Source organism: Streptomyces sp. ISL-66, assembly GCF_018614135.1.
Lineage (GTDB): Bacteria > Actinomycetota > Actinomycetes > Streptomycetales > Streptomycetaceae > Streptomyces.
Window position 1 is genome coordinate 32,851 of sequence record NZ_JAGGOW010000120.1, and the last position, 19,303, is coordinate 52,153.

The window sequence follows — 19,303 nt, forward strand, 5'->3', positions numbered from 1 at the left end:
CCCTCTCGGCAGCATTAGCCTTCATCGGACCGGTGCCGCGGCGGGACCGGGCACTTCGGCACGCCCTGATGCCGGGTCCCTGTCATGTCCCGCGCATCGGAGTGGTTGGTATCGAGAGTGAGGTGGGCGGGATGGCCGAGCGGGTGAACACGGATCCTCGGAACGGGGCGCCGGAGTTTGCGGGTGAGGACGGCATCGGCGACTCGGAGCTGCGCCGGTTGCTGGCCGGGCTGACCGCCGTACGCGACGGGGACTTCCGCACCCGGCTGCCCGATGCGACCGACGGCCTGCTCGGGGAGATCGCCACCGTCTTCAACGGGATGGTCAACCAGCTGTCCCTGTTCACCTCCGAGGTCACCCGGGTGGCCCGTGAGGTCGGCACCGAGGGGACGCTGGGCGGCCAGGCCGACGTACCGGGCGTCGGGGGCGCCTGGCTGGACCTCACGGATTCGGTCAACTTCATGGCCGGAAACCTCACGGCCCAGGTGCGCTCCATCGCCCAGGTCGCGACCGCCGTGGCCAAGGGCGATCTCTCGCAGAAGATCACGGTCACCGCGCGGGGGGAGATCCTGGAGCTGAAGGAGACCATCAACACGATGGTCGACCAGCTCTCCGGATTCGCCGGAGAGGTCACGCGGGTGGCCCGCGAGGTCGGCACCGAGGGCCGGCTCGGCGGCCAGGCACGGGTCCCCCACGTCGCGGGCACGTGGAAGGACCTCACCGACAACGTCAACTCCATGGCGAACAACCTCACCGGCCAGGTCCGCAACATCGCCCTCGTCACGACGGCCGTCGCCAACGGCGATCTGTCCAAGAAGATCGACGTCGATGCCCGCGGGGAGATCCTGGAGCTCAAAACCACCATCAACACGATGGTCGACCAGCTCTCCTCCTTCGCCGCCGAGGTCACCCGAGTCGCCCGCGAAGTCGGCAGCGAGGGCCGGCTCGGCGGCCAGGCCGAGGTCGAGGGCGTCTCGGGCACCTGGAAGCGCCTGACCGAGAACGTCAACGAACTGGCCGGCAACCTGACCCGCCAGGTGCGCGCCATCGCCGAGGTCGCCAGCGCGGTCGCCGAGGGTGACCTGACCCGCTCGATCACGGTCGACGCCTCGGGCGAGGTCGCCGAACTCAAGGACAACATCAACTCCATGGTCGGCTCGCTGCGGGAGAGCACCCGGGCCAACCAGGAGCAGGACTGGCTCAAGTCCAACCTCGCCCGCATCTCGGGCCTGATGCAGGGCCACCGGGACCTCGAGGCCGTCGCCGAACTCGTCATGGACGAACTGACGCCGCTCGTCGCCGCCCAGTACGGGGCCTTCTACCTCGCCGAGGAGGGCCACGGCTCCACCGTGCTCACCCTCGTCGGCTCCTACGGCCGCCCCGCGGACGCCGAGGAGGGCACCGCATTCGCCCTCGGCGAGTCCCTCGTCGGACAGGCGGCCCGCAGCCGCCGGATCATCGCCACCGACCAGGTCCCCGGCGGCTACGTCATCTCCTCCGGCTTGGGCCGCACCACCCCGGGCAGCCTGATCATCCTGCCGATCGTGGTCGACGACCAGGCCCTCGGAGTGATCGAGCTCGCCTCCTTCACCGCCTTCACCCCCGTGCACCGCGACTTCCTCGCCCAGCTGATGGAGACCATCGGCGCCAACGTCAACACGATCGTCGCCAACGCCCGGACCGACGAGCTCCTCGGCGAGTCCCAGCGGCTGACCGGCGAACTCCAGGCCCGCTCGGAGGAACTCCAGGTCCAGCAGGAGGAACTCCAGCGTTCCAACGCGGAGTTGGAGGAGAAGGCCGCCCTGCTCGCCAGCCAAAACAGCTACATCGAGGCCAAGAACCTGGAGATCGAACAGGCCCGGCAGGAACTGGAGACCCGCGCCCGGCAGCTGTCCCTGGCTTCCACCTACAAGTCCGAGTTTCTGGCCAACATGAGCCACGAGCTGCGCACGCCGCTCAACAGCCTCCTGATCCTCGCCCAGTTGCTCGCCCAGAACCCCACCCGCAACCTGAGCCCGAAGCAGGTCGAGTACGCGGGCATCATCCACTCGGCGGGCTCGGACCTGCTCCAGCTGATCAATGACATCCTCGACCTCTCGAAGGTCGAGGCCGGAAAGATGGACATCCATCCCGAGCGGGTGGACCTGCCCCAGCTGCTCGAGTACGTCGACGCCACCTTCCGCCCGATGACCACCCAGAAGAGCCTCGACTTCACCGTCACCACGGCCCCCGGCGCCCCCGACGACCTGCTCACCGACGACGCGCGGCTGCGCCAGATCCTGCGCAACCTGTTGTCCAACGCCGTCAAGTTCACCGAGCGGGGCGGCGTCGAGCTCCGCATCGAACCGGCGGCGGCCCCCGACGTCCCCGCCGGCCTTCCTGGGCCCGGCCCCATGCTGGCCTTCCGGGTACGGGACACGGGCATCGGCATCCCCGAACAGCAGCTGGAGTCCGTCTTCGGAGCCTTCCAGCAGGCCGACGGCACCACCAGCCGCAAGTACGGCGGCACCGGCCTCGGGCTCTCCATCAGCCGTGAGATCGCCCGGCTCCTCGGCGGGGCCGTCACCGCGGAGAGCACCCCCGGCCAGGGCAGCACCTTCACCCTCTACCTGCCGGTCAGCCGCGCGGGGCACGAGGGCGCTCCTCGGGCGGACGCCCCCGCGACGCCCTCGCCCGAGGTCGCGTCCGGGACGGCTGATCCGGGCCGTCCGGACGCGCCGGTCCTGCCGGAGCGGCGGCAGCCCCGGCGCCTGCTCGTGATCGAGGAGCGGCCGAACGGCCTGCTCTCCCTGGTCGCCGAGAGCGTCGGCCGGGACTTCGCCCCCCACCACCAGGTGACGGGGGAGCCCGCCGGCATCCACATGGTCCATGCCGCGAGCTCGCGGGAGGCCGCCGCCGCGCTGGCGTCCGACTCCTTCCACTGCGTCGTCCTGGAACTCGACCTGCCCGACGGCGAAGCACTGCGCTTCCTCGACGCGCTCCAAGGAGACCCGGCCCTCTCCTCGCTCCCCGTCCTCGCCCACAACAACCCCCGGGCCAGGAACGCCCCGGGGGTAGCCCTACGGGAGCGGTCCGCGTCCCGGCACGTGGAACTGCTGTCCAGCCTGGACGAGTTGAGGGAACGGATCGCGCTCCACCTGTCCGCCGAGCAGCCCGGCGACGTGCCGCTCCTCCTGCACGGCGACACGCAGCGGCAGTTGAGGGGCGCCCACGTGCTCGACGGCGACCTGGCAGGGCGCACCGTCCTCGTCGTCGACGACGACGCCCGCAACCTCTTCGCCCTCAGCGGGATCCTGGAACTCCACGGAATGCGCGTGCTCCACGCCGAGGACGGCCGCAAGGGCATCGACGCCCTCACTCACAACGCCGGCGTCGATCTCATACTGATGGACGTGATGATGCCCGAACTGGACGGCTACGCGGCCACCGCCGAGATCCGGCGGATGCCGGCGTACGGGGACCTGCCCATCATCGCGGTCACCGCCAAGGCAATGCCCGGCGACCGGGAGAAGAGCCTCGCCGCGGGCGCCAGCGACTACGTGACGAAGCCCGTGGACGCCGACGACCTCATCGCCCGTGTCCGGCACTGGCTCACGCGATGACCGGGGACACGCGCCGCTACGACGAGGCCCGGCGCAACGACGACGCCCAGCGCTACGACGACGCGCGACGGCGTGACGGAGCACGCGCGTACGTCGATGACCGCGACCGCCCCCGGGCAACGTCCGCCGGCGACCAGGCCGCGAGCGCCGTCCCGCACCAGTCCCCGACCCCGCTGGGGCGCCTCGTCGCCACCGTCGAACGGCTGCGCCGGGAGGTGCTGGAGGCCCAGGCGGCCGCCGACGGCCGGGCCCTGGTCGAACTGGCCAAGGGCATCCTGATCGGGCAGCTGCGCTGCACCCCGGCCGCGGCCGCCCGGCAGCTCGACGTACTGTGCCGCGAGAGCGGGCTGTCGCCGCTCGAGCTCGCCGCCGACATCGTCAACCAGGCGTCCCGCGATCACGTCAGCGAGCTCGCCGCCGAATGCGCCGAGCCCGCCGGCCCGGCCGACGACCGGGTCAGGCCCTCCACCACGGTTTCGGTACGGCTGCGCACCGCCGAGAGCGGCGTGCTGGCGGCCGCGGCCGACACCCAGGCGGTGGCCGAATCCCTCCTGACGAACGCCCTGGAACCCCTGGGAGCGGTCGCCGTCGCCGTATGGACCGCGGCGCCCGACGGCTCGCTCGCGCTCGCCGGCCACGCCGGGTTCCCGCCCGGGGAGGCCGCGCGCTGGCGCCACGTACCCCCCGGCGTGTCCACCGTCGCCCACCTCGCCCTGCGGCAGCGCCGGCTGATCACCCTCGCCCGCCCCACCCGCGAAGGACTGCCCTCGATCGGCCAACTCCAGTGGCCCGACGGCGGACGGATGGCCGTACCGACCGGGACGGGCGGACGGATCCACGGCGTCCTGGAAATCTGCTGGCCCCAGCCCCTGGCGCCGCAGCCGCCGCAGATCGAGCGCCAGGTCGAGGCCCTCGCCGAGCTCTGCGCCCACACCATGGACGCCGCGCCCCCGCGTGACCTCCCCGCCTCCGAGGCGGTGCTCCCGGACGTCGCGGAGCTCATCGACCTCGCCGAGGGACTCCAGGATCCCGCCGTGGTGCTCACGCCGGTCCTCGACCCCGAGGGCCGGCTCGGCGACTTCCGGATCCGCCACGCCGGCAGTCGGTTCGTCGACCCGGTGGGACGGCCGCGCGGCGATGTCAACGGCGCGCTGCTGCTGGAGGCCTATCCGACGGCCGCCGGCGAGGGCGGGCTGTTCGGCATCATCGAGCGCGTGCACGCGACGGGCGAGCCGTTCAGGGCCGAGCGCATGAGCTTGACCGCGCTCGTCGACCAGATCCCGCTCACCTCGGTCGCCGACATCAGCGTCAGCCGTCACGGCGCCGCCGTCCTGCTGATCTGGCGGATCGAAGACGAGAGGGCCCGGCTGGCCAACCTCCTCCAGCACGCCCAACGCCTGGGCCGGATCGGCGGTTTCGAAGAGAACCTCGCCACCGGGGAGACCACCTGGAACGCGCAGCTCTACGCGCTCCACGGGCTCCCGACCACCGCGCCCCCCGTCCGGCTGCGCGAACTGCCCGGCCACGCCCATCCGGACGACTCCGCCGCACTCGCCAGGTTCCTGCGGGCCGTGCTCCACCACCGCCGGCCCGCCTCCGTCCACTTCCGCCTCCAGCGGCTCGACGGCATCACCCGGCACATCCGGGTCATCGCCGAGCCCGTGCTCGACGCGGACCAGCGGCTGCACGCCGTGCGCGGCGCCTACCAGGACATCTCCGCCCAGCACTGGACCGAGGTCGCGCTGGCCGCGACCAGGGACCAACTCGCCCACAGCGAAGCCGAGTCCGCCGAGCGCAACCGGCTGGCCCTCCAGCTCCAGCACGCCATCATGCCCCCCACGCCGCCGGCCATCGAGGCCCCGGGCCTGCGGGTCGCCGTGCGCTACCGGCCGGCGGAGACCGAGTCGCTCGTCGGCGGAGACTGGTACGACACCGTGGTCCTGCCCTCGGGACTGATCATGCTCTCGGTGGGCGACGTCGCCGGTCACGGCATCGAGGCGGCCACCGGCATGGTCGTGCTGCGCAACGCCCTGCGCGGGCTCGCCGTCACGGGCGCGGGCCCCGCCCAGCTGCTGTCCTGGCTCAACACGGTCACCCATCACCTGGCGAAGAACGTGACGGCCACCGCCGTCTGCGGCCTCTTCGACCCGAGCACCAGGGTGATGCGCTGGGCGCGCGCGGGCCACCTGCCGCCCGTACTCGTCCGCGACGGCGAGGCCGACGCCTTCCCGCTCATCGAGGGCCTCCTCCTGGGCGCCCTGCCCGATGTCGCCTACGTCGAGCGGGAGGTGCGCCTCGAACCGAACGACACCCTGCTGATGTTCACGGACGGGCTGGTGGAACGGCGCGACTGCTCGGTCCAGGAATCCCTCGGACACCTGATGACCGCGGCGGCCGCCGGTGCCGGCGTCGGCGACCTGGACGTCCAGCTGGACCGGCTCCTCGCCGCGAGCCGCTCCGACACGGACGACGACACCTGCGTGATCGGCATCAAGGTCGGCTGAGGCCGTGGTGTCCGACCGCGTCGTCGTCCCTGTCCGGCCCGCCGAGGTCTGCCGGCGTACGGACCGCACGTACGGACCGCACGTACGGACCGGGGCGGGCCGGTGGCTCAGAGGGCCACCTGATCCGGTCGGTCCGCGCGCGGGGCACGGCGGCCACGGGTGGTGATGGTGGCCACCATCCTGCCCGGGTTCAGGGTCAGTTGGGGCAGGCGGGGGAGCGTGAGGCTGCCGGGGTGCAGGTCGACGTGCCAGTGGCTGAGGAGGGAGGCGAGCAACAGGACGCCCTCGATCAGTGAGAACTCGTCTCCGACGCACTTGCGGGCGCCGCCGCCGAACACGGTGACGGGCACTTGCGGTTGCCGGCCGCGCTGGATCCAGCGGTCGGGATCGAACCGCTCCGGATCGGGGTACAGGGCCGGCAGGTGGCTGATGAGGTACGGGCTGTAGGCCATCGTGGTGCCCTCGGCGAGGGAGTACGGGCCCAGCCGGGTGTCCGCCATCACCTGGCGGGTCAGGAACCAGCCGGGCGGGTACATCCGCAGGGCCTCGCTCAAGACCTGCCGGGTGTAGGTCAGCCGGGGCAGATCGTCCCAGCCCGCGGTCCGTCCACCGAGGACCTCCTCGACCTCGGCGGTCAGGCGGCCGAGCACCTCGGGGTGTACGGCGGCCAGGTACAGCGCCCAGCCCACCGAGCCCGCCGTCGTCTCCGTACCGGCGGAGTACATGGTCACGGCCTGGTCGACCAGTTCCTCGTCCGTCAGAGCGGGCGAATCGCTCTCCGGGTCGCGGGCCGAGATGAGCATGGACAGCAGGTTCGTCTCATCGCCGGCGCCGTGTGTGCGGTACTCGGCGACGAGCCCGGTCATGGTACGGCGCACACGCTTGGTGGCCCGGTCGTAGCGGACGTTGCCGGGCGTGGGCACCTTGCGCAGCGGCTTCGGCAGGAGGCTGTGCCGGGTGAAGCCGGACAGCAGGGTGTCGAAATCGGTGGCCAGGCGGGTGTGGATGCCGTTCTCCAGGCTGGTGCCGAAGACGGCGGAGATGACCACGTCGGCCGCGATCTTGCGGATCTCCACGCTGAGGTCGAGGGTCTGGCCGTCGTGCCAGCTCCCGAGGATGGCGTCCATGCGCTCGGTCATGATGCCGGCGTAGCCGGGAAAGCGCCCCTGGTGGAACGCCGGCTGTATCAGGCGGCGTTGACGGCGGTGCTCCCCGCTCGGGCAGGTGGCCAGACCCTGCCCGCCCGCTTCGCGCAGCCGCTCGAAGAGGGGGCCGCCCTTGTCGAAGACGCGGTCCTGCACCAGAACCGAGCGGGTCAGCGCGGGATCGCACACCACGACGATGGGCTTGCGGCCGAGCCGGATCTCCACCAGCGGACCGTGGGCCGGCAGGCCGCGCAGGAAGGCCAGCGGCGCCCGCAGGAACGAGGGCAGGTGCCCCAGGAGAGCCGTCGCGCCAGGTGCCCGGGGTACCGAGGAAACGCTTTCCATGTCGCCATCCATTCTCTACTCGTTCTCAATCCTTCCTCCTAATGTCCCATGCAAGGTTGCACCGCACTTGAGGCAACCTAGACCCTTCGTGAGACTTTGCCGGTCCTCCTCGCCAGCCGAATGGCTGAACGGAGGTCTCGGGGGAAGGAAAACGTCAATGAAGGAGACCTCGACTCTGCTCGGAAGCACCTTTCCGACCGACGGCGAACTCGTTCAAATTCAAGAACGACTCAAAGACGACTTGGAGCGAGTCAGAGAAAGCCTCTACTCGCTGGCGGTGCCGCCGCACCCGGGGATCCACGAACCGATCATGTACGCCGTGGAGCAGACGGGCCGGCTGCTGCGGCCCACGCTCGTGCTCCTGTCCTCCTACCTCCTGGAGGACGAACCGGGCGGCGCCGCCCGAGTCACCCCCCAGCGCGTCATCGACGGCGCCGCCATCGTGGAGATCCTGCACATCGCCACCCTCTTCCACGACGACCTGATCGACGAGGCGCAGGTCAGGCGGGGTCGACCCACGTCGAACGCCAAGTACGGCGATGCCATCGCACTGCTCACCGGGGACTACCTCCTCGCGCGCTGCATGCAGGCCGCGGCCACCCTCGGCGCCTCCCGCATGATGACCATGGCGGAGACCCTGATCGACCTGTGCGTGGGCCAGATGCTGGAGACGAGCCAGCTCTTCGATCCGCTCCGAACCGAAGAGGAATATCTGACTTCGATTTCGGGCAAGACCGCACGCCTCATACGGACGGCTTCCCTGATGGGGGCCTCGCAATCCGGTGCGGACATCGCGGCCCAAACGGCCCTGGAGACCTTCGGGCAGAATCTCGGCATGGCGTTCCAGATTTGGGACGACATTCTCGACATCTGTAGCCGGGACACGGGAAAGCGGCCCGCTAAGGACGTACTCAACGGCGTGTACACCCTCCCCGTGATCTATGCCGTGCGGGATTATCCGGACCGCATTCTTCCGGTATTGCGCGAGCAGCCGATTTCCCCGCCGCAGTGCCAGGCGATCATCGACGCCATGCACGAGTCCGGTTCGATCGCCCGGGCCGCCGACGTGGCGCGGCGCTACATGGCGGACGCCCTCGACGCGGTCGAATCCCATCCGTCGTTCGTGCACAGGGCTCCCGTCGTACGGCGGTGTCTGCGCGATCTGGTGGACGGACTCGCCTCCCAGCACCCCGCCCAGGAAGCGCTGTGCGACACCGCGTGAGCCGTGCTCGCCGCAGGTAGTGCCAAGGCCCAGGCGGGCCAGGTCGGTTCGATTCAGGAGGGTGGTTGTGTCAGGGCTCCGAAGTGATTTCATCAGCGACTACGATGGTCTCGCCGGCCAGTGGTGGGACCCTCGCGGCCCGCTGGCGCCGCTCGGATGGATCGCGCGCGCCCGCGCGGAATTCATCCCTGCCGCCGGGCGCGAGCAGGCGCGACTGCTCGATGTCGGCTGCGGGGGCGGCCTGTTCGGTCCGCACCTGGCCGGCAAGGGCTACCGCCTGTTCGGCGTGGACCTGTCGGCCAAGTCCCTCCGCGAGGCCCGCCGACACGGGTTCGACGTCGTCCTCCGTGCCGACATCGCCCGACTCCCCTTCACCGACGGCTCGTTCGACGTCGTCACGGCGGGACAGTGCCTCGAACACGTGCCGGACCCCTACGGGGTGGTGGCGGAGCTGTGCCGGGTCCTGCGCCCCGGCGGCACACTGGTCGTCGACACCATCGCCGACACCCGGCTGGCCCGGCTGGTCGCCATCACCCTGGCCGAGAACGTCCCCCTGCCCGGCCGGCCGACGCGCGGCACCCACGACCACCGCCTCTTCGTCAACCGGGAACGGCTCACCGCCGTCGCGCGCTCGCACGGGGTGGAGCTGGCACTGCACGGTCTGCGCCCGAGCCTGCGCGACGGACTCGGCTACCTGGTCGGCCGCCGCGAAGCGGTCCGCATGGTGCGCGTCAAACCCACCGGAGTGCTCTACCTCGGAGTGGGGACCAAATGGTGACGACCCATCAGCATCATGCCCGCGGCGGCGCCCACCCGGACACCGTCCGCGGCACCGTACGGAACTGGGTGATCGGCGCCCGGCTGAAGACCCTGCCCGTGACCTTGGCGCCGATCGTCGTGGGATGGGCGATCGCCCGGTCGCTCGGCCACTTCAGCTGGTGGCGCGCGGCCCTGACCCTGCTGTTCGCCCTGGGCTTCGTCCTCGGCACGAACTTCTTCAACGACTACAGCGACGGGGTCCGGGGAGCCGATGACGAACGGGTGGGCCCCGTCCGCCTGGTGGGCTCGGGGCAGGCATCGCCCCGGCAGGTCCTGCGCATGGGGGCCGCCCTGTACTCCCTCTCCGTCCTGGCCGGCGTGGTCATGGCCCTCACGATCTCGTGGTGGCTGCTCGCACTGGCGGTGGTCTGCGCGCTCGGTGGATGGTTCTACACCGGCGGTTCCCGCCCCTACGGCTACGTGGGACTCGGCGACATCAGCATCTTCCTCTTCCACGGGGTCATCGCCGTATGTGCCACGGCCTACATCCAGCTCGGCCGGGTGCCCCTGCTCGCACTCGGAGCCTCCGTGCCCATCGGACTGCTCGCCTGCGCGCTGCTGACCACGAACAACCTCCGCGACATACCGACCGACACCGCCGCCGGCAAGATCACGCTCGCGGTGCGGCTCGGCGACCGGCGCACCCGCGCCTACTACGTGCTCTGCCTCGGGGCCGCCTTCGCGTCCGGACTGCTCCTGGTGCCCGCCAGACCCGGGGTGCTGCTCGTGCTCGCCGCGGGCCCGTTCGCCGTCCTCCCGCTGCGCCGGGTGCTCGGCGGGGCCCGCGGGAGCGAGCTGATAGCGGCGCTGGAGCACACCTGCGTGCTGCTGCTCGCGTACGGGTCCCTGCTCGCGATCGGCCTGGTCCTGTGACCGGCCGGAAGGAGCGAGCGACGGTGACACCGGACCACGAAGTACTGGTGATCGGCGCCGGGTTCTCCGGGATCGGCACGGCGATCGGCCTGCGCCGGGCCGGCATCGAGGACTTCGCGGTCCTCGACGAGCAGGACGGCATCGGCGGCGGCTGGCACGCCAACCAGTACCCCGGCGTCGCCGTGGACATCACCGCCTTCTCCTACTCCTTCGCCTTCGAACCCATCCCGTCGCTGACCCGGGCCTTCCCGCCCGGCGCGGAACTGAAGGCGTACGCCGAGCACTGCGTCCGCAAGTACGGCCTCCAGAGCCACCTGCGGCTGAACGCGCGCGTGGTGCGGGCCGAGTACGACGAGTCGGAGCACCTGTGGACGGTGTTCCTCGCGGACGGCACCTCCACCACCGGACGGTTCGTCATCTGCGCCACCGGCTGGCTCACCAAGCCCAAGGCCCCCGACATCGAGGGCCTGGACTCCTTCAAGGGCGAGGTCGTGCACACGGCGCGATGGGACCCGTCACTGGACCTGACCGGCCGCAGCGTGGGCGTCATCGGCACCGGCGCCTCGGCCGTGCAGATCGTTCCGGAGATCGCCCCCGCCGTCGAGCGGCTCCACGTCTACCAGCGCACCCCCATCTGGGTCTTCCCGAAACCGGACTTCGCGCTGCCCCGCGCCGCCCGCCGGCTGTTCCGGGCGGCGCCGTGGACGCAGCGCCTGGTCAGGCTGCTCACGGACACCGTGACGGAGCTCAGCTTCGTGATCGCCATGATCTACCACCGGCAGTTCCCCTTCCTGGTGCAGGCCGGGGAAGCCCTGTCACGGCGCCACCTGCGCCGCGAGGTCGGCGGGGACCCGGAGCTGATGAGGAAGCTCACGCCCTCGTACAAACTGGGCTGCAAGCGGCCGTCGTTCGGAGCCGGTTACTGGCGCTCCTTCACCCGCGAGAACGTCGAGCTCGTCACCGAACGCATCGAGCGGATCACCGAGACCGGCATCCACACGGCGGACGGCGGGGAGCAGCTGCTCGACGTACTGGTCCTCGCCACCGGCTTCCACGTCCTGGAGAACCTGCCCCCCTTCCCGATGCACGGCCCCGGGAACCGGGAGCTCAAGGAGTTCTGGCGGACCGAGCGCTTCCAGACGTACGAAGGCAGTTCGGTCAAGGGGTTCCCGAACCTGTGGTTCATCGTCGGGCCGTACTCGTTCACCGGCGGGTCCTGGTTCGGAATGATCGACTACCAGGTCACCCACGCACTGCGCGTGATCTCGGAGACCCGGCGGCGGCGTGCCACGGAAGCCTCCGTCCGGCCGGAGAAGCACGACGAGTCCTTCCACCGGACGCTGCGCAGGCAGCCGAACACCGTGTTCCTCGACGAGAGCTGCCGGAGCGCGAACACCTACTACCTCGACGAGCGCGGGGACGCGCCGGCCGTCCGGCCGGCCACGCGGTACGAGGCCGCCTGGCGGGCCGGTCACTTCGACCTGGACGACTACCGGTACGACCGTGCACCTCACGCGCACACCCACGACGACGGACACGACCACACCCGCGACCACACCCGCGACCACGGCTCGGGAGGCCGACGTGCTGAGACTCGGTGAGGTGCACGGAAGGGACCGTGCCCTGTGCCTGTTCTACGGACTCTTCTCCGCCGCCGGCTCCTGCGCCATGGGGGCCCTGGCCATCGACTTCGTCGTGGACAACATCCACGACGGCCCCTTCGGCGTCGTCCGCACCTTCTTGCGCGACGCACTGACGAACCCGGCGGCCCGGTTCATCTACGCCGACCTGTTCCTGATCTGGGCGGCCCTGGCGGGCTTCATGGTCGTCGAGGCCCGCCGGCACGGCATCCGCCACGTGTGGGCGTACATCATCGGCGCCCCGGCGCTGGCGCTGTGCGCGAGCTTCACCGCCTTCATGTACGTCCGCCAGCTGAAGATCGCGGCCGCCGGTGCCGGGGCACCGAGCCCCGACTCCGCGGCCTCCTACGAACTGACGAGAGGGATGCAGTGATGAGCACCGAGGCCATCGCGTTGACCGCGAGCGTCGACCGCTGCCTGGCCCTGGCCGCCGGCATGCTCCGAGAGCGCCAAGACCCGGCCGGCCACTGGAAGGGTGACTTCGAGACCAGCCTCATCGGCGAATCCGGCGAAGTCATCCTGCGCCACTTCCTGCGACTGCCGGACGACGGATCGGTCGCCGCCGCGGCGAAGACCATCCTCAGCGAACAATCGGCCTCGGGCGGCTGGGCGTCCTACTACAAGGGGCCCGACGAGCTCCTGCTCTCCGTCTTCTGCTACGTGGCCCTGCGCCTCGCCGGCCACGACCCGCGGGAGCCGCAGATGCGCGCGGCGGCCGGGTCGATCCGCGGCAACGGCGGCATCGAGAGCGTCGACAACCTCATCATGCTCGCCTGGCTCGCCGTGATCGGGCTGTGGCCGTGGCGCGACATCCCGCTCATCCCGGCCGAGATCGTCCTGCTGCCCAGCAGGTTCCCCGGCAATATCTACCAGATCGGCGCCGCCGCCCGCGGCATCGTCGTCGCCAACAGCCTGTTCATGGCCGAGCGCCCGGTCGTCCCCGCCGGATTCGGCATCGGTGAACTGTTCGCCCGGCCCAGCACCCGCCGCCGCCCCCCGAGGCCCGCCGCGCTGCGGATCGGCACCACCCTCAGCCACTGGTACGCCCGCCACCCGATCGGTTTCCTGCGCCGCCGGGCGGTCCGCAAGGCGGCCGACTGGCTCGTCCGCACCCAGGAACAGGACGGCAGCTGGGGCGGCAACTGGCCGCAGACCGCGAACGTCGTCATGGGACTGGACGCGGTCGGCTTCGGACAGGACCGCCCGGTCGTCAAGGCCGCGATGGAGGGACTCGACCGCTACGTCGTGGAGAAGGACGGCCACCGGAGGGTGGAGATGTGGACCTCGGTGGTCATGGACACCGCCCTCGCCCTGAACGCGACCGCCGCCGCCGGCGGCCCCGACGCGAAGTCCGCGGCCGGCCCGGCGGTGCGCTGGCTGCTCGCCAACCAGGTCACCGAACTGGGCGACTGGGCCGTCCTGACCAAGGACCCGGTCGCCGGCGGATGGCCGTACGAGTTCACCAACAACGCCAACCCCGACGCCGACGACACCGCCTTCGCGGTGGCCGCGCTGCGCCGGTACCACCCGCGCGGCAGCGACGCCGCCGTCGACGAGGCCTGCGAGCGGGCCGTCCGGTGGATGGAGTCCCAACAGTGCGATGACGGCGGCTGGGCGGCCTTCGAGCCGCTCCGCTGGCGACTGCCCGGACGCGACAAACTGGCCGCCATCGGATTCCTCGAAGCCCCGTCCGCCGACGTCACCGGGCACGTCCTGGAAGCCCTCGGCGCCGACGGCCGGGCCCGCACACCGGCCGCCCTGCGCGGCATCGAGTGGCTGCGCCGCAACCAGCACGCCGACGGTTCGTGGCCCGGCTGGTGGGCCTGCTACCACCTGCACGGCACGAGCGCGGCCGTCACCGGACTCACCGCCTGCGGGATCCCGGGAACCGACCCGGCCGTGGCCCGCGCGTGCGAGTGGATCGTCGCGCACCAGCAGGAGGACGGCGGATGGGGCGAGGACATCCGCGCGCTGCACGACCCGGCCTGGATCGGCACCGGCGACAGCACCCCCTCGCAGACGGGCTGGGCCCTGCTCGCGCTCGTCGCCGCCGGCCACGCCGACAGCGAACCGGTGAGCGCCGGCCTGGAGTTCCTGGTCCGGACCCAGCAGGACGACGGCGACTGGGCCGAACCGTGGCACACCTGGGTGGTGCACCACGATGGCCTGTACTGGCGCGACAGCCTGCTGCGCCTGATCTATCCCACGATGGCCATGTCGGCGTACCTGGCCGCCACCCGGGGAACGGAGCAGCGATGAGCGGCGTGACGGTGGTCGGCGGCGGCCTCGCCGGGATGACGGCGGCCTGGGCCATCCGCAAGTACGGGATCCCCGTACGGCTGTTGGAAGCGAGTCCGGAGCTGGGCGGGATGGCCGGGTCGCGGGTGATCGACGGCCGGGTCGAGGACCACGGGGTGCACATCTTCCCCGCCTGGTACCTGAACACGCTGGGGCTCGTCGCGGAGCTCGGCATCGAAGGGAACCTGCGCGAGACCGGGAGCCTGAACCAGCTGCTGCCGGGGGAGTTTCCCACGTTCCGGGCCGTGGTCACCCCGGTCGCCGACCAACTGCTCTTCCTCTACGGGGTGATCGACCTGCTCGCCCAGAAGTACGGCGGCGCCGGCGCCCGCGACGAGTCCCTCCACGCCTTCCTCCACAGCCGCTGGTACCTGACCGACACGGCGATAGCCGACGTGGAGCACCTCTTCGTCGCCTCCAGCGCCGCGGAGAGCCACGCCGTGTCGGCCGCCGGCTTCCGGGGCAGCATCGCCGCCTTCGCCCGCCACCCCGGCAAGGTGAGGATGCCCAGGGGTGACCTCCAGCAATGGTTCATCGGCCCGTTCCGGCAACGGCTGGAGGCGGCCGGCGTCGAGGTCCGCACCGGCGCGGAACTGCTGGAGGTCTCCGTGGACGGCGGGCGGCTGAACGCCCTCACCCTGCGCGACGCGGGCGGTGACGGCGCCGCCGTGACCGAGGCCGTCGACGGGCACGTGGTGCTGGCGGTCCCGCACGGGCGGCTGGCCGTGTTCGGCGGCGCGGTCACCGGCGCGCTCCAACCGGCCTACGGAGTCGAGAAGTTGACCTCCCGACCGCTGGGAGCACTGCACATCTACCTGCGTCGGCGACTGCCGGGCATGCCCGCCGACCACGTCCGACTGGTCGAATCTCCGCACGCGATCACCCTCATCGACGTCGGCCAGGTCTGGGAGGGGCACGACACCAGCCTCCTCAACTGCGTGGTCGGCCGCGTCTCGCACCTCGCCCACCTGTCCGAGGACGAGGCGGTCAAGGTCCTCGTGGAGGAACTCATGAGCTACATACCCGTCCTCACCTGGGACGACATCGAGCACGTCTGCTACCAACCCCACGACAGGGCGCCGTTCTTCGCCCCCGGGCCCGGCTCCGACCGGCACCGCCCGGCGAACACGACCGCACTCGCCAACGTGCACCTGGCCGGCGACTTCTGCGCGGGCCCGCCCGGCGTGGCCGGCATGGAGGGCGCCGTGCGCTCGGGCCTCGCGGCCGCCGAGTCGGTACGGCGGGCCCTGCGGCCCGACGCGGCGCCGGTACGGATCGAGCGGATCGGCGGGGTCAGTCCGTCGCTCGCCCGCGGCCTGCGGGTGGCGCTCGCGCCGTTCGCGGCGGGCGTCCGGCGGCTGGCCGACAGACAACGCGGACGCGCGCCGGCCACGGCGGACCACGGCCCGGGCGTTCGGCCGTGATCGCCGTCGTGACCGGCGCGGCCGGAGGCATCGGCGCCGCCGTGGTGCGCCTGCTCGCCGAACAAGGTGTCACCGTCGCCGCCGTGGACCTGGACCCCGGCCGGCTGTCCGCCGCGGTCGACGCGCTCACCGCCGAAGGGCTGCCCGTACGGGCCCACCCGGCCGACGTCACGTCGAGCGCCGAGGCCGACGCCCTGGTGCACGAGGTGGAGCGGGACACCGGGCCGATCGACTACCTCGTGAACGCGGCCGGAGTCCTGCGGCTGGCAGAGGCCCGCGCGCTGAGCGACCAGGACTGGCACACCACCTTCGCGGTCAACACGAACGGCGTCTTCTTCATGTCCCGGGCGGTCGTCGACCGCATGATCCCGCGCCGCCGGGGCGCCATCGTCACCATCGGATCGAACGCGGCGAGCACCGCCCGGGCGGAGATGGCCGCCTACGCCGCCTCCAAGGCGGCGGCGAGCGCCTTCACCAAGTGCCTGGGCCTGGAAGTCGCCCGCTACGGCATCCGATGCAACCTCGTGGCCCCCGGCTCGACGGACACCCCGATGCTGCACGGCATGCACTCCGCCGGGGACGCGGCCGCCGCGTCCGTCGCCGGGGACCCGGCCGCGTACCGGGTGGGCATTCCGCTGGGCAAGGTGGCCAGCCCCCAGGACGTCGCGAACGCCGTCCGCTTCCTGCTGTCGCAAGAGGCGGGACACATCACGATGCACGACCTCACCGTCGACGGAGGGGCGACCCTCGGAGCCCAGGTGTACTGATGGCCGGCATACCTTCCATCGCCCCCTACCCGCTGCCCCTGCCCGGCGAGCTTCCCCCGGCCGTCGTGGACTGGCAGGCCGACCCGCGCCGGGCCGTGCTGCTCGTCCACGACATGCAGGAGTACTTCCTCGACGCCTTCCCCCGGGACTCCTCGCCCGGGGCCCCCCTCGTCCGCAACGCGGCGCTGCTGCGCCGGCGCTGCGCCGCACTCGGCGTCCCCGTCGCCTACACCGCACAGCCCGGCGGGATGACCCCGCAACAGCGCGGCCTCCTAGTGGACTTCTGGGGGCCCGGCATGCGGACGGCGCCCGAACACCGCCGGGTCGTCGAGGCCCTCGAACCGGCCGCCGACGACTGGGTGTTCACCAAATGGCGCTACAGCGCGTTCTTCCGGACGGAGCTCCTGGAACGGATGCGCGCCGACGGCCGGGACCAGCTCATCCTCTGCGGCGTCTACGCGCACGTCGGCGTCCTGATGACCGCCGTGGACGCCTTCACCCACGACATCCAGCCGTTCCTGGTGGCCGACGCCGTCGCCGACTTCTCCGAGGCCCATCACCGGCTCGCCCTGGAGTACGCGGCCCAGCGGTGCGCCGCGGTCGTCACCACCGCGTCCCTGTGCGCGTCCCTGGAGGCGGTACCGGCGGAGGGACCGCGGTGACCGGGGCGAACCGGCCCATCGTGGCCGGGCCGGACCTCACCCGGGATGCCGTCCGGAACGTCACCGGGGCCGCCGTCCCGGACGGAGCCCGGGGCGACGCCCGGGACCTGCTGGCCCGCGTCCTGGACGGCACCGTGACCGCCTACGCCCTCCTGCACCGACCGGAGACCACCGGCCCGGACACGCTGGAGGTGCTGCTCGGCGACGCGGCCCCCTGCCCCGCCCTCGCCGACCTGCCGCTTCCCGAAGCCGCCTCCGCGGCGCCCGGAGGCGCTCACGAACTGCTCGCGCTGGTCCCGTACCGGCAGATCACCGAGCGCGGATTCGCCGCCCACGACGACGGAGAACCGCTCATCGCGATGACGATCACCGACCAGGAGGCGCTCCCGCTCGCCGCGGCCCTGAGCCGGCTGCCGAACGAGCCGGTCAAAGTCGACCAGGACGCCTTCGACATCGAGGACGCCGAGTACGCGGACATCGTGCGCCGGGTCATCGCGGAGGAGATCGGCACCGGCCAGGGGGCGAACTTCGTGATCAAACGGACGTTCACGGCCTGGCTGCCGGGCTTCTCCACCATCGGCGCCCTGTCCTTCTTCCGCCGGCTCCTGGAACGCGAGAGCGGCGCCTACTGGACCTTCCTCATCCACACCGGGGACCGCGTACTCGTCGGCGCGACACCCGAGCGGCACATCAGCGTGCAGGGCGGCACGGCCGTCATGAACCCCATCAGCGGCACTTACTGCTATCCCAAGACCGGCCCCACGCTCGACGGGGTGATGTCCTTCCTCACGGACCGGAAGGAAACCGACGAGCTGTACATGGTCGTCGACGAGGAGCTGAAGATGATGCTCCGCGTCTGCCCCTCCGGCGCACGGCTCGTCGGCCCCTACCTCAAGGAAATGGCTCGACTGGCGCACACCGAGTACCTCATCAAGGGCCGCACCGACCGGGACGTCCGCGAGGTACTGCGCGAGACCCTCTTCGCCCCGACGGTGACCGGCTCGCCGCTCGAGAACGCCGCCAAGGTGATCAGCCGCCACGAACCGAACGGACGCGGCTACTACAGCGGCGTGGCGGCGCTCGTCGGGCGCGACGCCTCCGGCGCCCGGACCCTCGACTCCTCCATCCTCATCCGGACCGCCGACATCTCGGCGGACGGCCGGCTGCGGATCGGCGTCGGGGCCACGCTCGTACGCCACTCCGATCCGCAGTCCGAGGCCCGGGAGACACGGGCCAAGGTGTCGGGGCTGCTCGCCGCTCTCACCGAGCCCGCGCCCAGCCGCTTCGCGAGCCATCCCGACGTCCGCGCCGCGCTGGCCGCCCGCAACGGGGCCGTCGCCGCGTTCTGGCTGGACGAGCCGGACGGCGCGATCCCCGAGACGGGCGCGCTGGAAGGCCGCCGCATGCTCGTGATCGACGCCGAGGACACCTTCACGATGATGCTCGCCCACCAGATCCGGTCCCTGGGCGTCGAGGTGACCGTACGGCGCTTCGACGAGGAGTACGACACGGGGGCGTACGACCTCGTGGTACTGGGACCGGGACCGGGCGACCCCCGCCAGGTGCTGCACCCGAAGATCGCCCACCTCTGGTCGGCGGTGTCCCGGCTGCTGGCGGCGGGCCGCCCCTTCCTGAGCGTGTGCCTGAGCCACCAGGTGCTGAGCGCGCGGCTCGGGCTGAGCCTGGAACGGCGCCCGGTCCCGAACCAGGGCGTGCAGCGCGAGATCGACCTCTTCGGCCGCAGCGAACGGGTCGGCTTCTACAACACCTTCGCCGCCCGCGCCGAGGACGACGTGATCGAACACCCCGCCTTCGGCCGGATCGAGGTCAGCCGGGACCGGGACACCGGCGAGGTGCACGCCCTGCTCGGCCCGCACTTCGCCTCGATGCAGTTCCACGCGGAATCCGTGCTCACCCGGGAGGGGCCGCGGATCATCGGATCCCTGCTCACGGAGGCGCTGCGGTCATGCCCGCGGTAGTCGCGATGCACCAAGTACACCAA

13 protein-coding genes are annotated in these 19,303 nt (G+C 71.5%); 12 read left to right on the plus strand and 1 reads right to left on the minus strand.

What is annotated here, in order from left to right; all coding sequences use genetic code 11:
* The first annotated feature begins 131 nt into the window (after positions 1–131).
* On the plus strand, positions 132–3,602 hold the full coding sequence (locus J7E97_RS23045; RefSeq protein WP_215030480.1) for a HAMP domain-containing protein: 3,471 nt from the start codon (positions 132–134) through the stop codon (positions 3,600–3,602).
* Complete coding sequence (locus tag J7E97_RS23050) at positions 3,599–6,106, plus strand: SpoIIE family protein phosphatase (protein ID WP_215030483.1); 2,508 nt, start codon at positions 3,599–3,601, stop codon at positions 6,104–6,106. Before J7E97_RS23045 ends, J7E97_RS23050 begins: the two co-directional genes overlap by 4 nt.
* A 107-nt stretch (positions 6,107–6,213) precedes the next feature.
* Here J7E97_RS23050 and J7E97_RS23055 read toward each other — a convergent pair whose 3' ends face one another.
* Positions 6,214–7,596, minus strand: a complete 1,383-nt coding sequence (locus tag J7E97_RS23055) for a cytochrome P450 (protein ID WP_215030486.1) — start codon at positions 7,594–7,596, stop codon at positions 6,214–6,216.
* Positions 7,597–7,837: 241 nt separating this feature from the next.
* Between J7E97_RS23055 and J7E97_RS36160 the strand changes: the two genes are divergently transcribed.
* The 10 genes from J7E97_RS36160 to J7E97_RS23100 all read left to right on the plus strand — a co-directional run bounded on the left by J7E97_RS36160 (position 7,838) and on the right by J7E97_RS23100 (position 19,280).
* Entirely contained in the window at positions 7,838–8,818 is a 981-nt protein-coding gene (locus J7E97_RS36160; RefSeq protein WP_251054989.1) for a polyprenyl synthetase family protein, read from the plus strand.
* A 67-nt stretch (positions 8,819–8,885) separates the two neighbouring features.
* Positions 8,886–9,596, plus strand: coding sequence for a bifunctional 2-polyprenyl-6-hydroxyphenol methylase/3-demethylubiquinol 3-O-methyltransferase UbiG (gene ubiG, locus J7E97_RS36165; RefSeq protein WP_308346716.1), 711 nt, complete (start codon positions 8,886–8,888; stop codon positions 9,594–9,596).
* Complete coding sequence (locus tag J7E97_RS23065; RefSeq protein ID WP_215030492.1) at positions 9,590–10,510, plus strand: 1,4-dihydroxy-2-naphthoate polyprenyltransferase; 921 nt, start codon at positions 9,590–9,592, stop codon at positions 10,508–10,510. The genes ubiG and J7E97_RS23065 overlap by 7 nt, the downstream gene beginning before the upstream one ends.
* Before the next feature lie 23 nt (positions 10,511–10,533).
* The gene (locus tag J7E97_RS23070; RefSeq protein ID WP_215030495.1) at positions 10,534–12,111 is read left to right on the plus strand and encodes an NAD(P)/FAD-dependent oxidoreductase; all 1,578 of its coding nucleotides are present in this window, start codon (positions 10,534–10,536) and stop codon (positions 12,109–12,111) included.
* A complete protein-coding gene (locus J7E97_RS23075; RefSeq protein WP_308346717.1) occupies positions 12,095–12,523 on the plus strand; it encodes a DUF2834 domain-containing protein in 429 nt (142 codons plus the stop codon). The genes J7E97_RS23070 and J7E97_RS23075 overlap by 17 nt, the downstream gene beginning before the upstream one ends.
* Positions 12,523–14,409: a squalene--hopene cyclase gene (gene shc / locus J7E97_RS23080; protein WP_215030497.1), complete on the plus strand. Its 1,887-nt coding sequence runs from the start codon at positions 12,523–12,525 to the stop codon at positions 14,407–14,409. Before J7E97_RS23075 ends, shc begins: the two co-directional genes overlap by 1 nt.
* Entirely contained in the window at positions 14,406–15,872 is a 1,467-nt protein-coding gene (locus J7E97_RS23085; protein WP_215030499.1) for an FAD-dependent oxidoreductase, read from the plus strand. The genes shc and J7E97_RS23085 overlap by 4 nt, the downstream gene beginning before the upstream one ends.
* Entirely contained in the window at positions 15,869–16,639 is a 771-nt protein-coding gene (locus J7E97_RS23090) for a 2,3-dihydro-2,3-dihydroxybenzoate dehydrogenase (protein ID WP_215030501.1), read from the plus strand. The genes J7E97_RS23085 and J7E97_RS23090 overlap by 4 nt, the downstream gene beginning before the upstream one ends.
* Complete coding sequence (locus J7E97_RS23095) at positions 16,639–17,301, plus strand: isochorismatase family protein (protein ID WP_215030503.1); 663 nt, start codon at positions 16,639–16,641, stop codon at positions 17,299–17,301. The genes J7E97_RS23090 and J7E97_RS23095 overlap by 1 nt, the downstream gene beginning before the upstream one ends.
* Positions 17,302–17,408: 107 nt before the next feature.
* A complete protein-coding gene (locus J7E97_RS23100; protein ID WP_215030542.1) occupies positions 17,409–19,280 on the plus strand; it encodes an anthranilate synthase family protein in 1,872 nt (623 codons plus the stop codon).
* Positions 19,281–19,303: the final 23 nt, after the last annotated feature.

Excerpts from the sequence above, each read along its gene's own strand:
- J7E97_RS23045 (WP_215030480.1), top strand. The coding sequence starts at position 132 with ATGGCCGAGCGGGTGAACACGGATCCTCGGAACGGGGCGCCGGAGTTT.
- J7E97_RS23050 (WP_215030483.1), top strand. The coding sequence starts at position 3,599 with ATGACCGGGGACACGCGCCGCTACGACGAGGCCCGGCGCAACGACGAC.
- J7E97_RS23055 (WP_215030486.1), bottom strand. The coding sequence starts at position 7,596 with ATGGAAAGCGTTTCCTCGGTACCCCGGGCACCTGGCGCGACGGCTCTC.
- J7E97_RS23065 (WP_215030492.1), top strand. The coding sequence starts at position 9,590 with ATGGTGACGACCCATCAGCATCATGCCCGCGGCGGCGCCCACCCGGAC.
- shc (WP_215030497.1), top strand. The coding sequence starts at position 12,523 with ATGAGCACCGAGGCCATCGCGTTGACCGCGAGCGTCGACCGCTGCCTG.
- J7E97_RS23085 (WP_215030499.1), top strand. The coding sequence starts at position 14,406 with ATGAGCGGCGTGACGGTGGTCGGCGGCGGCCTCGCCGGGATGACGGCG.
- J7E97_RS23095 (WP_215030503.1), top strand. The coding sequence starts at position 16,639 with ATGGCCGGCATACCTTCCATCGCCCCCTACCCGCTGCCCCTGCCCGGC.